Below are 16,668 nucleotides of genomic sequence, written 5' to 3'. Positions count from 1 at the left end.
ATTATTTACTCTATCCTGATATCATATTTGCTCAGCAAACCAGGTAAACCGTGTACCGAAAACTGCGCTTTTTTGATCTGGTTATCATCAGGGTCAATGGTGAAGTTATAAGAACTCCGCAGATCGGCGCCTTTTAATATGGTACGACTAAAAAATGCCCGGTTCAGGTTGCAGTTGATGAATTTAGCGTCGGTCAGGTCACTTTCGGCCAGGTCTGTTTCAATCATGGAGCAATCACTAAACGTTGCTTTTTTATTCTTCTTTTTATAAAAAACGGCATTGTCCAGGATGCAGTTCTCAAAATGAACCTCGAACAAAAAATCATGCGCCTTGCTAAAATTTACCCCGCTTAATTTGCAATGTTTAAACCTGATATTCTGGAAACCGGCGCTGCTTACATCAGCTAAGGACAGGTTGCATTCCTCAAACAAGCAATCAATAAAAATGATGCTGTAAAGGTTAGCATAAGAAAGGTCGCAACTGATGAACCTGCAGTTTTCATAGGTGAGGTTACGGCCGGTTAATTGATCGGCTGGTATTTTGGTAAAAGTCTGGTCTTCCTGGTGGCTGGGTTGCATCAGACAAATTTATATTTCTTACACAAAGTTTAGATGAAGGATCAATTTAATTTATCCGATCTTATCTTTCAACTAACACTAATTTCCCAATGCGTTGCACAATTACATGTTCCTTCGGTACTGTCCGCCAACTTCATACAGTGCATGGCTGATTTGTCCTAAAGAACAATATTTGCAAGCTTCCATCAGGCTTTCAAAAATATTGTCACCGGCAATAGCGCTGTGCTGCAGGGTTTTTAGCAGTTGTGGGACGCGCTCCTCATTACGTTGCTGAAAAGCGTGAAGCGCTTCAATCTGGTATTGCTTTTCGTCTTCCGTAGCGCGAATTACTTCGGATGGTATAATAGTAGGCGAGCCTTTTTTATTGAGGAAAGTATTAACACCAATGATGGGATATTCGCCGGTATGTTTCAGGGTTTCGTAGTATAATGATTCTTCCTGGATCTTACCGCGCTGATACATGGTTTCCATAGCTCCCAACACGCCTCCACGATCATTTATCGCCTTAAATTCGGTAAGTACGGCTTGCTCTACCAGGTCGGTCAGTTCTTCAATAATAAAAGCGCCCTGTATGGGGTTTTCGTTTTTAGCTAAACCAAGTTCCCGGTTAATGATAAGCTGTATGGCCATGGCCCGGCGAACCGATTCTTCGGTTGGGGTTGTAATAGCCTCGTCATAAGCATTGGTATGTAGTGAATTGCAATTGTCGTAAATGGCATAAAGGGCTTGCAGGGTGGTTCGTATATCGTTAAAATCAATTTCCTGCGCATGCAGCGAACGCCCGCTGGTTTGAATATGATATTTGAGTTTTTGCGAACGGTCGTTCCCTTTATACTTATTTTTGATAGCCTTGGCCCAGATACGCCTGGCCACCCGGCCGATCACGGAATACTCGGGATCAATACCATTGCTAAAAAAGAACGACAGGTTAGGCGCAAAATCATCAATGTGCATACCCCTGCTCAGGTAATATTCCACATAAGTAAAACCGTTGGATAGCGTAAAAGCCAGTTGAGTGATAGGGTTGGCGCCCGCCTCGGCAATGTGATAGCCGGATATGGACACCGAATAAAAATTACGTACCTTTTCGCGGATAAAATACTGCTGTATATCACCCATCATGCGCAAAGCAAACTCGGTTGAAAATATACAGGTGTTTTGGGCCTGGTCTTCTTTTAAAATATCTGCCTGCACAGTACCCCGAACGGTGGAAATTGCATAAGCCTTTATCTTTTCATAAACGTCGGCAGGTAGTACCTGGTCGCCGGTTAAGCCCAGGAGCATGAGGCCAAGACCATTATTGCCGTTGGGTAAAGAAGCCTCACCTAAATCCTCTCCTTTGGAGAGGATTTTCCTTTCTGGTTGATTAATTAATGCTTGCTGTATTGTTTTAATTACTTGTTGTGTATTTCTTATTACCTCGTCATTTGAAAAACGGATAACTTCAAAGCCTTCACCATTTAAAACTTTAGTTCTTATGTTATCTTGCTCCTGGGTTATTTCATGATAACCACCGTCAACTTCAATAACAAGGCCTTTCGGCAAACAAACAAAATCAACAATATAGCCATCTATGGCATGTTGCCTTCTTATTTTATGCCCTATTTGATTGTTTCTTAATTGCTGCCATAAAATATTTTCGGCTTCCGTCGGATTTTTTCTATTTGACTGTGAGTTAGCCTTCAGCTCTTCCCATAAAGAAAGATCAGCAGTTTCATAACCATGTTTCTTAACTCCCTCTCCTTTGGAGAGGGCCGGGGTGAGGCTTTTATACCGTGGCCGCTCCAACCCCTTATCATCATACAACTCTTTAAACTTAGCTTCCACCAGGTGCTGCAGTTTATGCTCGGTGATGTATTTTTCGCATTGCTGATCAATAGCGGTATTCATGAAAAATGCAAGCAGCATAGGGGCCGGGCCATTAATGGTCATTGATACCGAGGTTGATGCCGCACACAGATCAAAACCCGAGTACAGTTTTTTGGCATCGTCAAGCGTAGCGATGCTTACACCGGAGTTGCCTATTTTACCGTAAATATCCGGCCGGATGTGCGGGTCTTCGCCATACAGGGTAACCGAATCAAACGCGGTTGATAACCTATGAGCCGGCTGACCGAGCGATACATAGTGAAACCGTTTGTTGGTACGTTCGGGCCCACCCTCGCCGGCAAACATGCGGGTAGGATCCTCGCCCTCACGCTTTAACGGAAATACCCCTGCCGCGTACGGAAACTCTCCCGGTACGTTTTCTGTAAGCAGCCAGCGCAGCACATCACCCCAGGCCTCGTACCGGGGCAAGGCAATTTTGGGTATTTGCAATTGCGATAGCGAAGTGTAATATAACGGCTGTTTGATCTCCTTATCCCGAACCTTATAAATAAAATTTTCGGCCTTGTATTTTTTAACCGTTTCGGGCCATTCGTTAAGCAGGCGTCTGCATTCGGGGTGAAGCTGAGCCTCGAGGGCCTCACTTAAATCTTCTCCAAAAGAGAGAACTTTGCCTTGCAAGTTTTCTTCACCTGTTCCTTTGGCCGGGGCCGGGTTGAGGCTTATGAGTTCCATCGCTCCTTTTATCTGGAACATCTGCTGGGCAATTTTACATTGCTCGTTCACCCATTCATCATAGGCCTTACTGCTTTCGGTAATTTCGGCCAGGTAACGGTTACGGTCGGGCGGTATTATGTAGATCTTTTCAGATTCCTCACCCGGTTCTGTTCCTATAACCCCATCCTCACCCCCCGAACTACGTTCCAGTAAATCGACGTTAGTTTTGGTTTTAATGGTTTTCATGATGGCTGTAAACAGCGTATTCATACCCGGATCATTAAACTGTGAGGCCATAGTGCCATACACGGGCAGATCATCATCCTTTGCGTTAAAAAGCTGGTGGTTGCGTTTATATTGTTTGCGCACATCGCGAATAGCGTCAAGTGCGCCGCGTTTGTCATATTTGTTAAGGGCTACCAGGTCGGCAAAGTCAAGCATGTCGATCTTTTCAAGCTGGGTGGCTGCACCAAACTCGGGGGTCATTACATAGAGCGAAACATCGCAGTAATCGGTGATCATGGTGTCGGACTGGCCAATGCCCGAGGTTTCCACAATAATGAGGTCATAGCCGGCGGCCTTGCAAATATCAATGCTTTCCTGCACATGTTTAGAGAGCGCGAGGTTGGCCTGCCGCGTAGCCAGTGATCGCATGTACACCCGCGGATTGTTAATAGCGTTCATACGGATCCTGTCGCCCAGCAGGGCGCCGCCGGTTTTGCGTTTAGAAGGGTCTACCGAGATAATGGCCAGCGTTTTATCCGTAGCCCGCAGAAAGCGGCGCACGATCTCATCAACCAGCGACGACTTGCCCGAGCCCCCGGTACCGGTAACGCCCAAAACAACCGCAGCGCCTTTTTCTTTGATAGGGGCCGCGATGAGGTTATTCTCTGCCATGCTGATGAGCCGGGCAATAGCGCCAGGGTCCTTTTGTGGCAGATGAGTAAGCTCGCCGTTAAGCTGGGTAACCGTGGGATAGTCGCATTGCTGTAGCATATCGTTGATCATGCCCTGCAGGCCCAGTGTGCGGCCGTCGTCGGGTGAGTAGATGCGGCTGATACCGTAAGCGTGCAATTCCTCAATTTCTTTTGGCAGGAACACGCCGCCACCGCCGCCAAATATTTTGATGTGGCCAGCGCCCCGCTTGGCCAGCAGGTCATGCATGTATTTAAAGTATTCCAGATGGCCGCCCTGGTAGCTGGTGAGGGCAATACCCTGTACATCCTCCTGAATGGCGCAGTTCACCACCTCATCTACGGAGCGGTTGTGGCCCAGGTGTATCACTTCAGCACCGCTGCTTTGCAGTATGCGGCGCATAATGTTGATGGTAGCATCGTGCCCGTCAAACAGCGAAGCGGCTGTTACAAAACGGATCTTGTACCGGGACTGATATGGGGCAATGCTTTCCATGAAGGGCTATAAATTTGGTTCAGCACAAATTTAACAATTGTTTTGAAGAGGATGTTATGCATGCATAATAAAGGCGATAAACATCGCTTCGCCTGGTCTCCTCTGTGCGATGCAAAGAGGGGCAAATGGAGGTAGCAAAATATAGAAGGGCGTTATAAAAACTTATTCTCCCACATGTCAATTGCGAAGTATGAAGGCAACGACCGGAGGGAGCTCATTAACATATACAACTTTATTTAAAACACGCGTCATTGCGAAGAACGAAGACAACGACCGTAGGGAGCTCATTAATACCGAAAAACAAATACAACATTAATAATCTCTATGCTGTACAGAGCGAATAAGCCCGTCAGAAGCAATCAGTTCGTAACGAACCAAATACAAATAACAAATCGAGCGGGCCAGCGTACTAATAAAATCACAGCTAATTTCTCAGTATTAATTTTCTCACACTGGCATAACCATCGGTAAAGTATAGCGTACTTTCATCTTTTGACAGGGCTAATTTAAAGGCATAGACATCAGCATCAACTCCAATGCCGTCCTTCCCGTGCAGGTTTTTATGCGGTCCAACAAGGTATGTGACCTTACCGTTAAAAATGCTGCTGATAATTCCGCTTTGAGCAACATATAAGGTACGGCTGTCTTTTGTTGCAATTATGCTGCTGACATCGCTAAATGGCTTGTCAAAATTAAGCGGGGCAAACTTGCCATCGGCAGTATATTTATAATTGACCCTCCAGGCCATGACCACATATTTTACGGCATTGTATCCGCAAAAAAAGCTGGTAATAACTGGCAGCTGTCCCCCCGTAATTTGGGTAGGAGCGAAAATTATATCGGTGCCAATTGTACCTTGGCCGTCAATTAAAAATTTTTCTAACTCGCCAGTTGCATAACCAACATTATTTATATAAGTATACCTCACGCCGCCTATCCATAAAAAGTTGGTATACGGATCTTTTTCAAGGTCAAGATATTCATAGCTATATTTTTTGTCGGCATCGCTGTGTTTTGGAGGGGTAAGCACTTTACCATCGGGTTTAATTATCCAAACGGGGTGTTTCAAATTACGGTATGCCACACATAATATGTTCATGGTCCCATCTTTTGTGATCCTGATGATACTTGGGTCCACGAGTGACTGTCCGTCGTCACTTTTAGGAATATTTACCGTAGATACCGTATTATCGGGCATTATTTTCCTGATTTTTTTATTATAGGTATCGGCAATGTAAATTGTGCCGTCGTCCATGAGCTCAATCCCCCCAGGCCCCGTAAACCTGGCCTGCGCACCTGCGCCATCAACATAACCCTGTACTCCCACCTTACCGGCAATGGTAATTACCCTTAAAGCCCGCTGACCGCTGTCGGCTGCCAAGGCGTGTAGCGTGCTGGTTTCCGAAATTTTATTTACAGATGATTGCTCCTCTTTTTTGCAAGCATAAAATGAGAGCATTGCGCAAAAAAGCAATAGTTTGTACTGATTAACTTTCATGACAGTAAGGTTAAAGTATTAGCTTAATAATTGGATTGTATTGCTTATAACAATATAAACTTACAACTAAATGAATATGTGTTTATACACAATATTAACACAATAATATGCGCAATATTTAACATAAATGGGCATTGTTATATAGAACGCGAGCTATGCAGACCGAGAGGGTTGAGCGGAGTTAATTGGCCCCAACTCCAATGATGCATGGAAGAGGTGACCAATGGCCACCATCCTCGCTAATATTCCGTAATAAAAACAATATCAATCCCTCTCGAAAATAAAGTGAAAACCTCCTGACATAGGGCTGTCATCAGCCTGTTTTAACTTTGAGTATTCAATCAAATAAAAACAAATAAAATGACTGCAGAACATACATTTACCGGCCTTGTCACCAACAGCTTTTATGCTGATGACATGACTGCGGCAAAATGCTATGCTGAATTGCTGGGTATCGACGCTTATTTTACCGCGTCAACCACTGAAAATGCAGCATTTATAGAGTTTTGCATCGGCTATGATGAACAGGACTTTTTGCCTGTTGAAACATCGGTACAGATGTAAAAAAAGCCGCGCGCTTTAAACGTGCAGCTTTCTACTATGTAATATTCTACTTAAAATCTTATTCGGAAACAGCTACCTGATCGGGTTCCGGTTCGTGCTCAGGTACTTCAGCAGTTGTTTTTTCGGCCACTTTTTGTGTTTGCGCCTGTTTAACAAAGCTAAGGGCAAGCGCCACTAAAAGCAGGGGAACGGTCATCCATATTACCTGGTGAATGCCGTAGTGCGCAATAACAAAACCGCCCAGCAGGGTGCCCAGGGTAATGCCTGCGTTAAAAAAAGATGGCAGCAGGCTGTTCACAAAATCAAGCGCTGTACCGTGTATGCCGTTAATAACATGCAGGTTGGCTACCAAAAAACCGCCGGTGTGCACAAAGCCCCAAACCGAAAGTATACCTACCATTGGGATAAACAGTCCGCCAAATTTGTATGCCAGTACATGCATAACCACCAGTGCCAGTAAAAACAGGCGGCTGGTTACGGGTATGTTTTTGCTTAGTGCTATGCCGGTTGCCCAGTTGCCTATAATACCTGTACCGCCAAAAACCAGCAGCATAATACTGATCTGTACGCCGCTCATGTGCGAAACTTTTTCAAGGTATTCGGCCAGGTAACCGTAGGTGGCAAACATACCTGCCAGCATAATAGTTGATGTTAACAGTTTTACCCACAGGTGCAGGTTACCTAATATTTTTACCTGGCTTTTTGGGCTGGCGTCGGCTTCGTTTACCGGCATAGATGGTGCCAGCAGGGCCAGCGCGCCAAAGGCCAGCAGGTTTATAACGGCCGACAAGACAAACGACGCCCTCCAGCTAAACAGATCGGCCATATAAGTGGTTAGGGGCACACCCAGTACGGTAGCTACGCTAAGGCCGGCCATAACAATGGCAATGGCTTTTGGCGCATCTTTTGGTCCGGCTTGTTTTGATGCAGCCGTCATGGATACAGCCCAGAACACAGGGTGCAAAAACGCGGGCAGTATACGCGCTATCATCAGCACCGTAAAGTTAGGCGCCACAGCCGATAACAGGTTGGAGATCACAAATATGCCCAGCACCAGGCACATAACGGTTTTGCGGTTCATCCTGGCGGTAAGCATATTGGTAAAAGGCCCGGCCAGCGCTACTGTTAAGGCAAACCCGCTGAGCAGCCAGCCCGCGGTATCAACAGAAACGTTAAATTCCTTTACCAGCGCGGGCAGTATACCAATAACCCCAAACTCGGTGGTGATGATGCCGAAGGCCCCCAGGGCCATTATATAGATAGATTTTTTCATAGATTTTAGTATTTAAATATTTGAATATTTCTATAAATAAAAACAAAGCAAACCTTTGCTTTTTTAGCGGATGCTAATCTTTCAGTTCGTTCAGGCTGGCAATATAGTCGTCAAGAACTTGCTGGTTCAGTATGTATTTCAGGTTACGGCCCTCTTTTTGGGGCAGCAGCAAATCGGCATCAACCAGTTGTTTCAGGTGATGCGAAACCGAAGGCTGGGTAAGATCGAGCAGATCATTCACCTCGGCGCAATAAAGGCAGTCCTTCTTTTTTTTAAACTGCTGTAAAATAGCTATCCGGTTGGTATCGCTTAAGGCCCTGGATATTCTCTCTATTTTTTTGATGTCCATTGTTTCCGGTGATCATCTCTTTTAGCTGATGATCTTTGTACTGGACAAAAGTATAGATTTATTCATAGAAACATAGACATGTTTCTATGAATAAATTATTTTTAGACATTGTGCTGACTGTTAACCATTCTCTAAATAGTTAAAAGCGATGAAAAGGCAGGATCAATATCAACGCGAATGTGAAGTCACCCCGACATCGCCGGGCTCGTTACCCCTCTCTACGCTTCGTGTAAAGAGGGGGTAGGCAAAACGATAGCAAAGCTTATTTATCAGTTTTAACAAAAGGGATGAGGTTGCGGAGCTCTTTATTGGTAAGGTATGCTCCAAGCCAAACTAAAATACCAAAAACCACCGAAAAATAAAGTGGCTGCCCTACGCGTACCATAGTGGCTGTAGCGCCGCCAAGATAGGCAGTAAGTAAAATTGCCCCCAATATTTTTGTACGCGGAATGATGTAAAGCACGGTGGAGATAAGCAAAGTGAAACCTAAAGGCTGTACAGAGCTATCGGGCCAGCCTAACTGGGCGGTGCCGCTAACGGAGCGGCTTTCGCGGATTATTTTCATAATGGCGTCAAACAGCAGGAATAATATGCACAATACACTGATAACGGTGCCTGCGATAATTGATGATCTGCCTGTAGTGTTTTCTGTTGCTGAAGATTGTATTGTTTCCATGAGTTATGTTTTTTTAGTAAAGGTATGCAGCAATCAGGCTGACCGGTGATGCCTGCAAATGACATTTACAGGGGTAAATTGCGACAAATTAGGTCGCGGGAGGGTGTTTGCAATTATGTGTTGTTCGGAGACAAAGCCCAATTTATCATCAGTAATGAAGGTAAAACCGGTAGCAGAAGTCTTTTTAGATGTGCCGGTGGTTTTACATATTATGTATAAAATGTGTGCAAAATATGTGTAAAAGTGTGTAATTGTTATACAATTTATGTAGCATATTACAACTATGATTAAATTAAAATTAAATTGCATTAGCTTCTGATTGTAATTAATTTAATTATTAATTTATTAAGCCATGCCTGATTCACGAAAAGAAATCCTTGAAGAAAATAACCATTGGGACAAGTTATTTAAACTATGCGCCTACGTAATTGGCGCGGTTATTATTTACTGCTTTTTAATAACCTTTGTGCCTATCCCTGATAGTAATGTAGAAACGGCAAGACAGGTGCTGATATTTTTTATTGGTACATTGGTAGGCTATTGTTTTAATTTGCTGAGCCCTGGAATTACCTCAAAAAGATCCGTCCCAGCGCAGCTTAACGTTAAAGGCGATAATACCAGTATTGGAGGGACCAGCACCAGCACTACCGAGATCGATTTATCGGCAAAGGATGCCGATGAACCTAATAAATAGGCACATAGTGCTGGCATAAATTACAGTGAAGCGTCAAGCATAAGCCTGATGAACTCTCTGCGCCGCCGCAGCGCGTAAAAAAATCACTATCTTTGCGGCAAATGCAATTAACGGAATCAGTAACACCAACCTGGGAAAAGGGCTATAATAATTACGGCCCCTGGCTGCGCGACAAGTATAAAGGTAAGCGGGTATTCAAGGTTATTGTTGACGGGGGCTTTACCTGTCCCAACCGCGATGGCTCCAAAGGCTATGGCGGCTGTACCTATTGCAATGTTGATTCGTTCACCCCATCAGTAAGCCGCAACGCGCCTACTGTGCGCCAGCAGGTAATGGAAGGTATGGAACGTGCGCGCAAAGGCAACCGGGCCGATAAATTTATCATATATTTTCAGCCCAATACCAATACCTATGCCCCTGCACATTACCTTAAAATGATGTACGATGAGGCATTAAGCTATGGCACCGAAGATATTGTGGGCCTGAGCGTAGGCACACGCCCTGATTGTATTGATATGGAAAAGGTGGCGCTGTTGGAGAGCTATACCGACCGGTTTGATGTTGACCTGGAAATGGGCATGGAATCTATCTACAACGATACTCTGAACCAGATTAACCGGGGCTGCAGCCATGAAGAACTGGTGAAAGCCCTTAACCTGGTGCAAAACAGCAAGCTTGATATTTGCGTGCATACCATATTTGGTTTCCCCTGGGAAACACATGATATGATGCTGCGCTATGCCGATGAGATCAACCGTTTTCCGCAAATTAAATTTGTGAAGTTCCATCACCTGCACATTGTTGAAGGATCAGTAATGGGCGTAAAATACAAACGCGAACCCTTTAAGGTTTTTAGTATTGATGAGTACGCCGATTTCTTGTGTGAGCTGTTACCCCGCGTTCGCCCTGATATTGTGATACAGCGCCTCTTCGGGCTGAGCGACAGGGAACTACTGATTGCACCTAACTGGGGCCTTAAAAAGTCAGAGATACAATATTATATAGACCAAAGGATCCTGAGCCGCGGCGTAGTGCAGGGCTCAAATCTTACCTAAATCCTATCAAAAGCGATCGACCTTAATACACCTGTTTTTTTAAACTTATCGCGATAGTCTTCCCAACGAAGAAAGGTTAATATGCGTTTGGTATCAGTTTTGTAAACCTTTGGTTGAAAAATATTGGTCTGATAGTTAAATTTACAGCTACTTTGTCACAACGAGCTCAATCGAATTATATTCCCGCGTTAACCGGTGTACGTGCAATGGCTGCTTACCTGGTTTTCATATCGCATTTTGCCTATATTTTTGATGAAAGTTTTCCTCACATTGTGCAACGTTTCCTGGGCGAGTTCCACATTGGCGTAAGTATTTTCTTTGTGCTTTCGGGTTTTTTGATAGCTTTCAGGTATTACAATAATTTTCCTGGTTTAAACCGTGAGTGGTTTATGCAGTACCTCAAGAACCGGGTGGCCCGTATATACCCCATGTATTTTTTACTTACAGTGGCGGCCTTTGTTTATTACTTTATTACTAAAGACGAAACCATTACCAAGGGTTATGAACACCCCGTAGCGTTAATGCTGATGAACATTACGTTTATACGCGGTTTCTTTTACCAGTTTTGGGATACCGGCATAGCCCAGGGCTGGTCATTAACGGTTGAAGAATGTTTTTACTTTTCGGCACCCATTATATTTTTAATTGTGAGGCGCTATGGTAAATTTTATATACAGCCTGTTGTAATTACCTTAACCGGTATTTTGCTGTACTTTATATTTAGCCACGTAAGCTGGAATGGCTTTTTGGGCAATTTTACTTTTGTAATGCTGTTTACATTTTTTGGGCGTTGCTTTGAGTTTTTTGTGGGGATTCAACTCGCCCGGTATGTACTTAAAAAAGGCTTTACCCGTACCAATAAGGTAAACTACACCTATACAGGCTTCCTGCTGATATTTGTATGTGTATTTATCATGGCGCTGCAACCTGTGCCTAAAGGCTGGATAGCCGGTGTTGAAAGCCCCGTAGGTATCATTGTTAACAACTATTTTTTATGTATAGCGGTAGCCCTTTTCTTTTACGGCATACTCACCGAAACCACTTTATTTAAAAAATTCCTGGCGTTGCCTTTTATTGAGTTGCTGGGTAAAAGCTCTTATATATTTTACCTGGTACACCTGGGCTGGATATATAACCTGCTGCACAACGGCTTTAATTCCTTAAATGATCATGTTTTTGAGCTGTATGATAAATGGGGAGTTGACTGGCATTCGCCATTTGAGTATGATACCTTAAACCTGTTGTATGCTTTTATCGTACTAAATATCATATCTGTCACATTGTTTAAACTGGTTGAAGAGCCGCTTAATCATTATATCCGCAAATCGGGCTTTTTGGTGAAATATAAGCCAAGCAGCAAAAAATCAATTGTTTAAAAAATTAATATAGATAGAAGCTACCTACACCAACTAATGAAGAAAATTATACTGATTTGTTTTTGCTGTTTATTATTAATCCCGCATAAATCATTCGCCGGCTGGCCAATTGGTAAATATCGCGATCTTTTTGTACCCGCGTTTAATTACTTTAAAGCAACAGACTCATGGGATGCCAATGGAAAAAAGATCAAAGGAGCGCCCGGCACCGGTTTTGAATCATTTGCGCTTAATTTGTTTGAAGGATATGGTATATCCCGCCGGCTTGATTTTATCGCGTCGTTACCAATTGTGTATCAAACCAGTAAGTTTGATGGCGGTTCTACCAAGGGGTACGGACCTACTGATCTTACAACGGGGTTAAGTTATACGTTATTAAATTCAAATTACGAACGTTTTTTATCCGTGCAGGGATCTCTCATCACCCCCTTATATAATAAGAACAATCCTAATTCCGCTATCGGTTTTGGCTCTTTTGGGTCCGAGCTTAAACTTTCATACAGCGGTAATATTCCAAAACGCATACTCAAAGGCTGTTACTTCAACACCGAGGTTTACTACCGCCGGTATTTTGCAGGTGATGGCCCTAATCAATACGGTGCATTCGTTTTTCTGGGCTTTATATTATCAAAAAGCAACCAGATCACCATTGATGCTACCGCTATCAAATCGGTATCAACGAACCGGGCTTTCAATAACAATATTTCGTCGATAAAAGATTTTTCATTAATAAAGCCATCGGTAAATTTCGGCCATAGGTTTACCCGGCGTTTTTCAATGTTTGTTGGTGGTTATTATACAGTTACCGGTCGTAATACCGCTATAGGTTATGGTACTAACGTATCGGGCATTTTTCATTTATAATTAATAATAATACTGTGAAGGCATATCGTATTTTTTTAACTTTTATTATCATTTTTAAACTCGGCGCAGGCATCAATGTATATGCCCAGGACCATGAAGATCAGGATAAGAAAGAAGTGGAGGGTGATGTAGTTATTAAGGTTAAACCGGCTGTTAAAAATGCCATTTTTAAGGGTAGCCAGGATATTGGCTATAAGCTTGATGTTAATAATCTTTATGACGAAGAGCAGGAAGGTAAGTTTTCATACCTTATCAAAACTGATTTGGGCGAGAAGGTACTGGAAAAATCGGAAGATTTTAAAATAGGCAGAAAAACAAAGAAAAGTATTACCGTTAAAATACCACCGCAAAAAGCAGGCTTTTATAACCTGAGTTTTAGGTTTAACCTTACTCAATACGACGATACACTGCATAAGGTATTTGGTGTTGATGCCGAAACGCTAAAATCACCGCTGCATAAACCTGCCGATTTTGACGAGTTTTGGGACAAAACGCGCCGTGAACTTGCGCAAATACCGCCCCAGTATAAAATAACATTGCAGCATGAACTTTCTGACGCCGACCGCAAGGTTTACCTGGTTGAGATGAAATCATACAATTATCTGCTTATACGCGGCTGGCTGGTTGTTCCTAAGCAAAGCTATAAGCAGCCGGTACATTACCGTTTGCCGGGTTATGTTGTGGGGCTTAATCCTAATTATGATACTAATCATTTTATTACATTCAATTTAAATGTAAGGGGCAACGGAAACAGCCAGGATGTGGTTAACGTAGGTACAGAAGATTATTGTTATAACCGCATACAAAGCAAGGAAAGCTATATATATAGGGGCGTGTACATGGATTGTTTGCGCGGCCTTGATTTTTTATACAGCCACCCCGAGTTGGGTATCGATACATCAAAAATATATGTTGAGGGAAGCAGCCAGGGTGGTACGCTGGCTGTAATAACCGCGGCAATGGATAAGCGTGCCAAGTTGCTGGCTATACAGGTGCCGTTATATTCAGATTTCAGGCTGGCTAAGGAAGTGGGTTTAAAGTATGACAAACCTGAGTTTCCAATCAAGTTTTTTACCCGCTATATCAATAATAATACTGATACTTCCTGGGATAAGATATTTAGTGTAATGGATTATTACGATCCGCAGAATTTTGCGCCAATGGTAACCTGCCCGGTTATCATGGGAATAGGCCTGCTTGATAAATTTTGCCCGCCTCGGTGCAGTTTTTCATTGTTCAATCACTTTGCGAGTAAGAAAAAGGAATGGTTCTCCTCGCCCGATCTTACACATGAGGTGGCATTTGATTACTATATGCTACAGAATATTTGGCTGGGCGAAAATTTTAGATTGGTTTATTAATATTCAGTTAAATGAAAAGATATTTATTGGCTATAGCCGTATTGTGTATGGCGTTTATTGCATCTGATAAACCGGAGAAAAAGTATTTCAGATATAGTAAAACAGTAGAAAATTATTTTGTGGATGGCGACGGCAATTTAAATGGAAAATTTGAACGCACCTATGATGAACGGGTTGTGGAAACCGGTACTTATTTAAATGGTAAAAAAAACGGTACCTGGACCAGTACCAGCACACAAGGCAAGATAATTAAACAACTGGCATATAAAAATGACGTGCCCGATGGTAAGGTAAACCTGTTCTTTGCCGATGGTAAGCCGCGGGTTACCGGCGTCTATATTAATGGACTGAAAGAAGGCAGCTGGAACTACTACAACAGCAAGGATAAAGTGGTAAAAACAGGTGTTTACAGTAAGGGAGTGCCAAAAGGCGTATGGTTTTTTTATGATGAAGACGGGAAAAGCATTATTGAAAAATATGATTTTGACCAGCAGAAACAATTGGTTGATAACAGGAGCACTTTACATTTCAGCGATGATGAGATCAAATTTAAAAGTGACTACATGGTGAAAAATTACAGGTACCGCGAGGTTATTGACGTACCGGCTCCCGGGGCGCGGCCATTGGGCGGCTATCGTAAAACCAAAGAGCTATTTGCAAAAAACTTTGAGATACCTCAGGATATATGGTTTACTTATGTTTCGCAAACCTATTTTGTTACTTATAAAATCTCACCGACTGGGTCATTTGAAGATATAACCGTGTCCCGGATAAAAAGATCAAACCTGAGATACAAAACCGGGATGGATTTTTACTTCTTTACTGAATACGATAATCATTTGCAGCGTGTGAATATTGACGAGCGGACCTTATTTCACTTTGCCGATAAAATAAAGGAAGACTTTGACCTGTTTTACGGACCATGGATAGTGGATAGTCACGAAAACGTGAACGGCTTTATTCAAATGAATTTTGTGGTGAACCAGCAATAGGTTTGTTTCCCGGGTTTAAAGCCCGTTACCTGCCGCCTTATAGGTACCAAACAGCTTTTCAATGGCCTTTTCCCGGTAAGCGAATATTTGTTTAACCTTGTTGCCTACTAAAACGCGGTTGCTCAGCCGGCCTATAACGCCGTAAGGTATGGCATAGTGCAAAATATCTGTCATGAGCACACCGCCCTTAATCTCCCTAAAATGATGTTGGTGATGCCAAAGCGCATAGGGGCCAAAGCGTTGCTCATCTACAAAATATTGTTTTTCGGCAACATGGGTTATCTCGGTCATCCAGTTCATTTTTAGGCCTAAAAACGGCGATATTTTGTAGGTAATGATCATTCCGGCATACATACGGGTAGTTGGGGTATAGTCGGATGTTACCACAAACCTCATATCGGCTGGGGTTATTTTAGCCAGGTTTAACGGCGAGGAAAAAAAATCCCAGGCCGTATCCAGATCAATGGGTATGGCCTGTTCTGTTTTTAGTAGATATGATTTCATCAAGATGATGACAAACTATCCCCGGTATTGTTTAAAATAACTCTGAGCCTATCGTTTAGTAGTACCAACAGGCAAATCCCTGCGCGACCACTCGCTCCAGGAACCTACGTAAAGCTTTGGTCCGCTGATGCCGGCATATTCCATGCCCAACAGGGTGTGGCAGGCGGTAACGCCCGATCCGCAATGTACAATAACATTTTGGTGGGCCACATCGGCAATAGCATCATCGTAAATTTTACGCAAAGTTTCGGCAGGGCGATATTTGCCATCGACATCCAGGTTATAAATGTATGGCAAATTGAACGCGCCGGGAATATGACCGGCAACAAGGTCAATCGGTTCTGTTTGGCCCAGGTACCGCGGAGTTTCCCTAACATCAATCACTATACGGTTATTGTCATGCGCTGCCGCGCCGGTTTCTTCAATATCAACGGTGCCCTTAAAATCATTGGCTACAGGGTAGGGGCTTACTGCAACTGGTTTATACTCATCGGTACTTAGCTCAATACCGGCAGTTACCGCGGCATTTAAACCGCCATTTAGTACCTGAATATTATCATGACCTATGGCTTTGAGCATCCACCAAAAACGGGCGGCACCAAACGCACCAGCTTTGTCATCATAAACAATTACGTGGCTTTGCGGGGTAATGCCTAATTTACCCAGCAGGTTTGCAAAATCATGAATATCGGGCAGGGGATGCCTTCCGCCTATGGAAGCATCGGTAACTTTGGAGGCCAGATCTTTATCAAGATCAACAAAAGCCGCGTTTTTTAAATGACCTGCCAGATAACGCTGGTGAGCATCCTGCCCGGCACGGGCGTCGATAAGAATGGTGTTCGCGCCGGCCATAGCCGGATCGTTGATTTCAATTAGTGGCGACATAGGTACATTCGATTTGTAGAAAAATCAAATATAACTACACCGCAG

General features: G+C 43.4%; 15 protein-coding genes. 7 read left to right on the top strand and 8 right to left on the bottom strand.

Annotated features, from left to right (window positions below):
* Positions 1–5 precede the first annotated feature (5 nt).
* The 3 genes from J2W55_RS24985 to J2W55_RS24975 all read right to left on the bottom strand — a co-directional run bounded on the left by J2W55_RS24985 (position 6) and on the right by J2W55_RS24975 (position 6,030).
* A complete protein-coding gene (locus J2W55_RS24985; protein ID WP_310102983.1) occupies positions 6–578 on the bottom strand; it encodes a pentapeptide repeat-containing protein in 573 nt (190 codons plus the stop codon).
* A gap of 102 nt (positions 579–680) precedes the next feature.
* Complete coding sequence (locus J2W55_RS24980) at positions 681–4,532, bottom strand: methylmalonyl-CoA mutase family protein (RefSeq protein WP_310102979.1); 3,852 nt, start codon at positions 4,530–4,532, stop codon at positions 681–683.
* 424 nt (positions 4,533–4,956) lie between these two features.
* The gene (locus J2W55_RS24975; RefSeq protein ID WP_310102976.1) at positions 4,957–6,030 is read right to left on the bottom strand and encodes an NHL repeat-containing protein; all 1,074 of its coding nucleotides are present in this window, start codon (positions 6,028–6,030) and stop codon (positions 4,957–4,959) included.
* Positions 6,031–6,390: 360 nt separating this feature from the next.
* On the opposite strand from J2W55_RS24975, the gene J2W55_RS24970 reads away from it, so the two are divergent.
* The gene (locus J2W55_RS24970) at positions 6,391–6,594 is read left to right on the top strand and encodes a hypothetical protein (RefSeq protein WP_310102974.1); all 204 of its coding nucleotides are present in this window, start codon (positions 6,391–6,393) and stop codon (positions 6,592–6,594) included.
* A 58-nt stretch (positions 6,595–6,652) separates the two neighbouring features.
* Here J2W55_RS24970 and J2W55_RS24965 read toward each other — a convergent pair whose 3' ends face one another.
* The 3 genes from J2W55_RS24965 to J2W55_RS24955 form a co-directional block, all read right to left on the bottom strand.
* On the bottom strand, positions 6,653–7,867 hold the full coding sequence (locus tag J2W55_RS24965) for an MFS transporter (protein WP_310102971.1): 1,215 nt from the start codon (positions 7,865–7,867) through the stop codon (positions 6,653–6,655).
* 73 nt (positions 7,868–7,940) lie between these two features.
* Positions 7,941–8,216 (bottom strand): ArsR/SmtB family transcription factor, encoded by a 276-nt coding sequence (locus J2W55_RS24960; protein ID WP_310102968.1) that lies wholly within the window; start codon positions 8,214–8,216, stop codon positions 7,941–7,943.
* A gap of 262 nt (positions 8,217–8,478) precedes the next feature.
* Positions 8,479–8,892 (bottom strand): DoxX family protein, encoded by a 414-nt coding sequence (locus J2W55_RS24955; RefSeq protein ID WP_310102966.1) that lies wholly within the window; start codon positions 8,890–8,892, stop codon positions 8,479–8,481.
* A 352-nt stretch (positions 8,893–9,244) separates the two neighbouring features.
* Between J2W55_RS24955 and J2W55_RS24950 the strand changes: the two genes are divergently transcribed.
* The 6 genes from J2W55_RS24950 (at position 9,245) to J2W55_RS24925 (ending at position 15,234) form a co-directional block, all read left to right on the top strand.
* Complete coding sequence (locus tag J2W55_RS24950; RefSeq protein ID WP_310102963.1) at positions 9,245–9,586, top strand: hypothetical protein; 342 nt, start codon at positions 9,245–9,247, stop codon at positions 9,584–9,586.
* Positions 9,587–9,687: 101 nt separating this feature from the next.
* Positions 9,688–10,641, top strand: a complete 954-nt coding sequence (gene mnmL, locus J2W55_RS24945) for a tRNA modification radical SAM protein MnmL/YtqA (protein ID WP_310102960.1) — start codon at positions 9,688–9,690, stop codon at positions 10,639–10,641.
* Positions 10,642–10,793: 152 nt separating this feature from the next.
* Positions 10,794–12,017: an acyltransferase family protein gene (locus J2W55_RS24940; protein WP_310102957.1), complete on the top strand. Its 1,224-nt coding sequence runs from the start codon at positions 10,794–10,796 to the stop codon at positions 12,015–12,017.
* Between the two features lie 36 nt (positions 12,018–12,053).
* Positions 12,054–12,881: a hypothetical protein gene (locus J2W55_RS24935; protein ID WP_310102954.1), complete on the top strand. Its 828-nt coding sequence runs from the start codon at positions 12,054–12,056 to the stop codon at positions 12,879–12,881.
* Positions 12,882–12,895: 14 nt separating this feature from the next.
* A complete protein-coding gene (locus J2W55_RS24930; protein ID WP_310102951.1) occupies positions 12,896–14,242 on the top strand; it encodes an acetylxylan esterase in 1,347 nt (448 codons plus the stop codon).
* 11 nt (positions 14,243–14,253) lie between these two features.
* On the top strand, positions 14,254–15,234 hold the full coding sequence (locus tag J2W55_RS24925; protein WP_310102948.1) for a toxin-antitoxin system YwqK family antitoxin: 981 nt from the start codon (positions 14,254–14,256) through the stop codon (positions 15,232–15,234).
* A gap of 15 nt (positions 15,235–15,249) precedes the next feature.
* Here J2W55_RS24925 and J2W55_RS24920 read toward each other — a convergent pair whose 3' ends face one another.
* Together J2W55_RS24920 and J2W55_RS24915 are read right to left on the bottom strand one after the other, a co-directional pair.
* On the bottom strand, positions 15,250–15,738 hold the full coding sequence (locus J2W55_RS24920) for an SRPBCC family protein (protein WP_310102944.1): 489 nt from the start codon (positions 15,736–15,738) through the stop codon (positions 15,250–15,252).
* Positions 15,739–15,786: 48 nt separating this feature from the next.
* The gene (locus J2W55_RS24915; protein ID WP_310102942.1) at positions 15,787–16,623 is read right to left on the bottom strand and encodes a sulfurtransferase; all 837 of its coding nucleotides are present in this window, start codon (positions 16,621–16,623) and stop codon (positions 15,787–15,789) included.
* Positions 16,624–16,668: the final 45 nt, after the last annotated feature.

Source organism: Mucilaginibacter pocheonensis (assembly GCF_031456535.1).
Classification (GTDB): Bacteria; Bacteroidota; Bacteroidia; order Sphingobacteriales; family Sphingobacteriaceae; genus Mucilaginibacter; species Mucilaginibacter pocheonensis.
Note: the sequence above shows the minus strand (reverse complement) of the source record. Positions and strands in the feature narration are given on the sequence as shown.

What these genes read in the sequence shown, in the direction of transcription:
- J2W55_RS24985 (WP_310102983.1), bottom strand. Translation starts at nt 578, where the DNA reads ATGCAACCCAGCCACCAGGAAGACCAGACTTTTACCAAAATACCAGCC.
- J2W55_RS24980 (WP_310102979.1), bottom strand. Translation starts at nt 4,532, where the DNA reads ATGGAAAGCATTGCCCCATATCAGTCCCGGTACAAGATCCGTTTTGTA.
- J2W55_RS24975 (WP_310102976.1), bottom strand. Translation starts at nt 6,030, where the DNA reads ATGAAAGTTAATCAGTACAAACTATTGCTTTTTTGCGCAATGCTCTCA.
- J2W55_RS24970 (WP_310102974.1), top strand. Translation starts at nt 6,391, where the DNA reads ATGACTGCAGAACATACATTTACCGGCCTTGTCACCAACAGCTTTTAT.
- J2W55_RS24965 (WP_310102971.1), bottom strand. Translation starts at nt 7,867, where the DNA reads ATGAAAAAATCTATCTATATAATGGCCCTGGGGGCCTTCGGCATCATC.
- J2W55_RS24960 (WP_310102968.1), bottom strand. Translation starts at nt 8,216, where the DNA reads ATGGACATCAAAAAAATAGAGAGAATATCCAGGGCCTTAAGCGATACC.
- J2W55_RS24955 (WP_310102966.1), bottom strand. Translation starts at nt 8,892, where the DNA reads ATGGAAACAATACAATCTTCAGCAACAGAAAACACTACAGGCAGATCA.
- J2W55_RS24950 (WP_310102963.1), top strand. Translation starts at nt 9,245, where the DNA reads ATGCCTGATTCACGAAAAGAAATCCTTGAAGAAAATAACCATTGGGAC.
- mnmL (WP_310102960.1), top strand. Translation starts at nt 9,688, where the DNA reads ATGCAATTAACGGAATCAGTAACACCAACCTGGGAAAAGGGCTATAAT.
- J2W55_RS24935 (WP_310102954.1), top strand. Translation starts at nt 12,054, where the DNA reads ATGAAGAAAATTATACTGATTTGTTTTTGCTGTTTATTATTAATCCCG.
- J2W55_RS24925 (WP_310102948.1), top strand. Translation starts at nt 14,254, where the DNA reads ATGAAAAGATATTTATTGGCTATAGCCGTATTGTGTATGGCGTTTATT.
- J2W55_RS24920 (WP_310102944.1), bottom strand. Translation starts at nt 15,738, where the DNA reads ATGAAATCATATCTACTAAAAACAGAACAGGCCATACCCATTGATCTG.
- J2W55_RS24915 (WP_310102942.1), bottom strand. Translation starts at nt 16,623, where the DNA reads ATGTCGCCACTAATTGAAATCAACGATCCGGCTATGGCCGGCGCGAAC.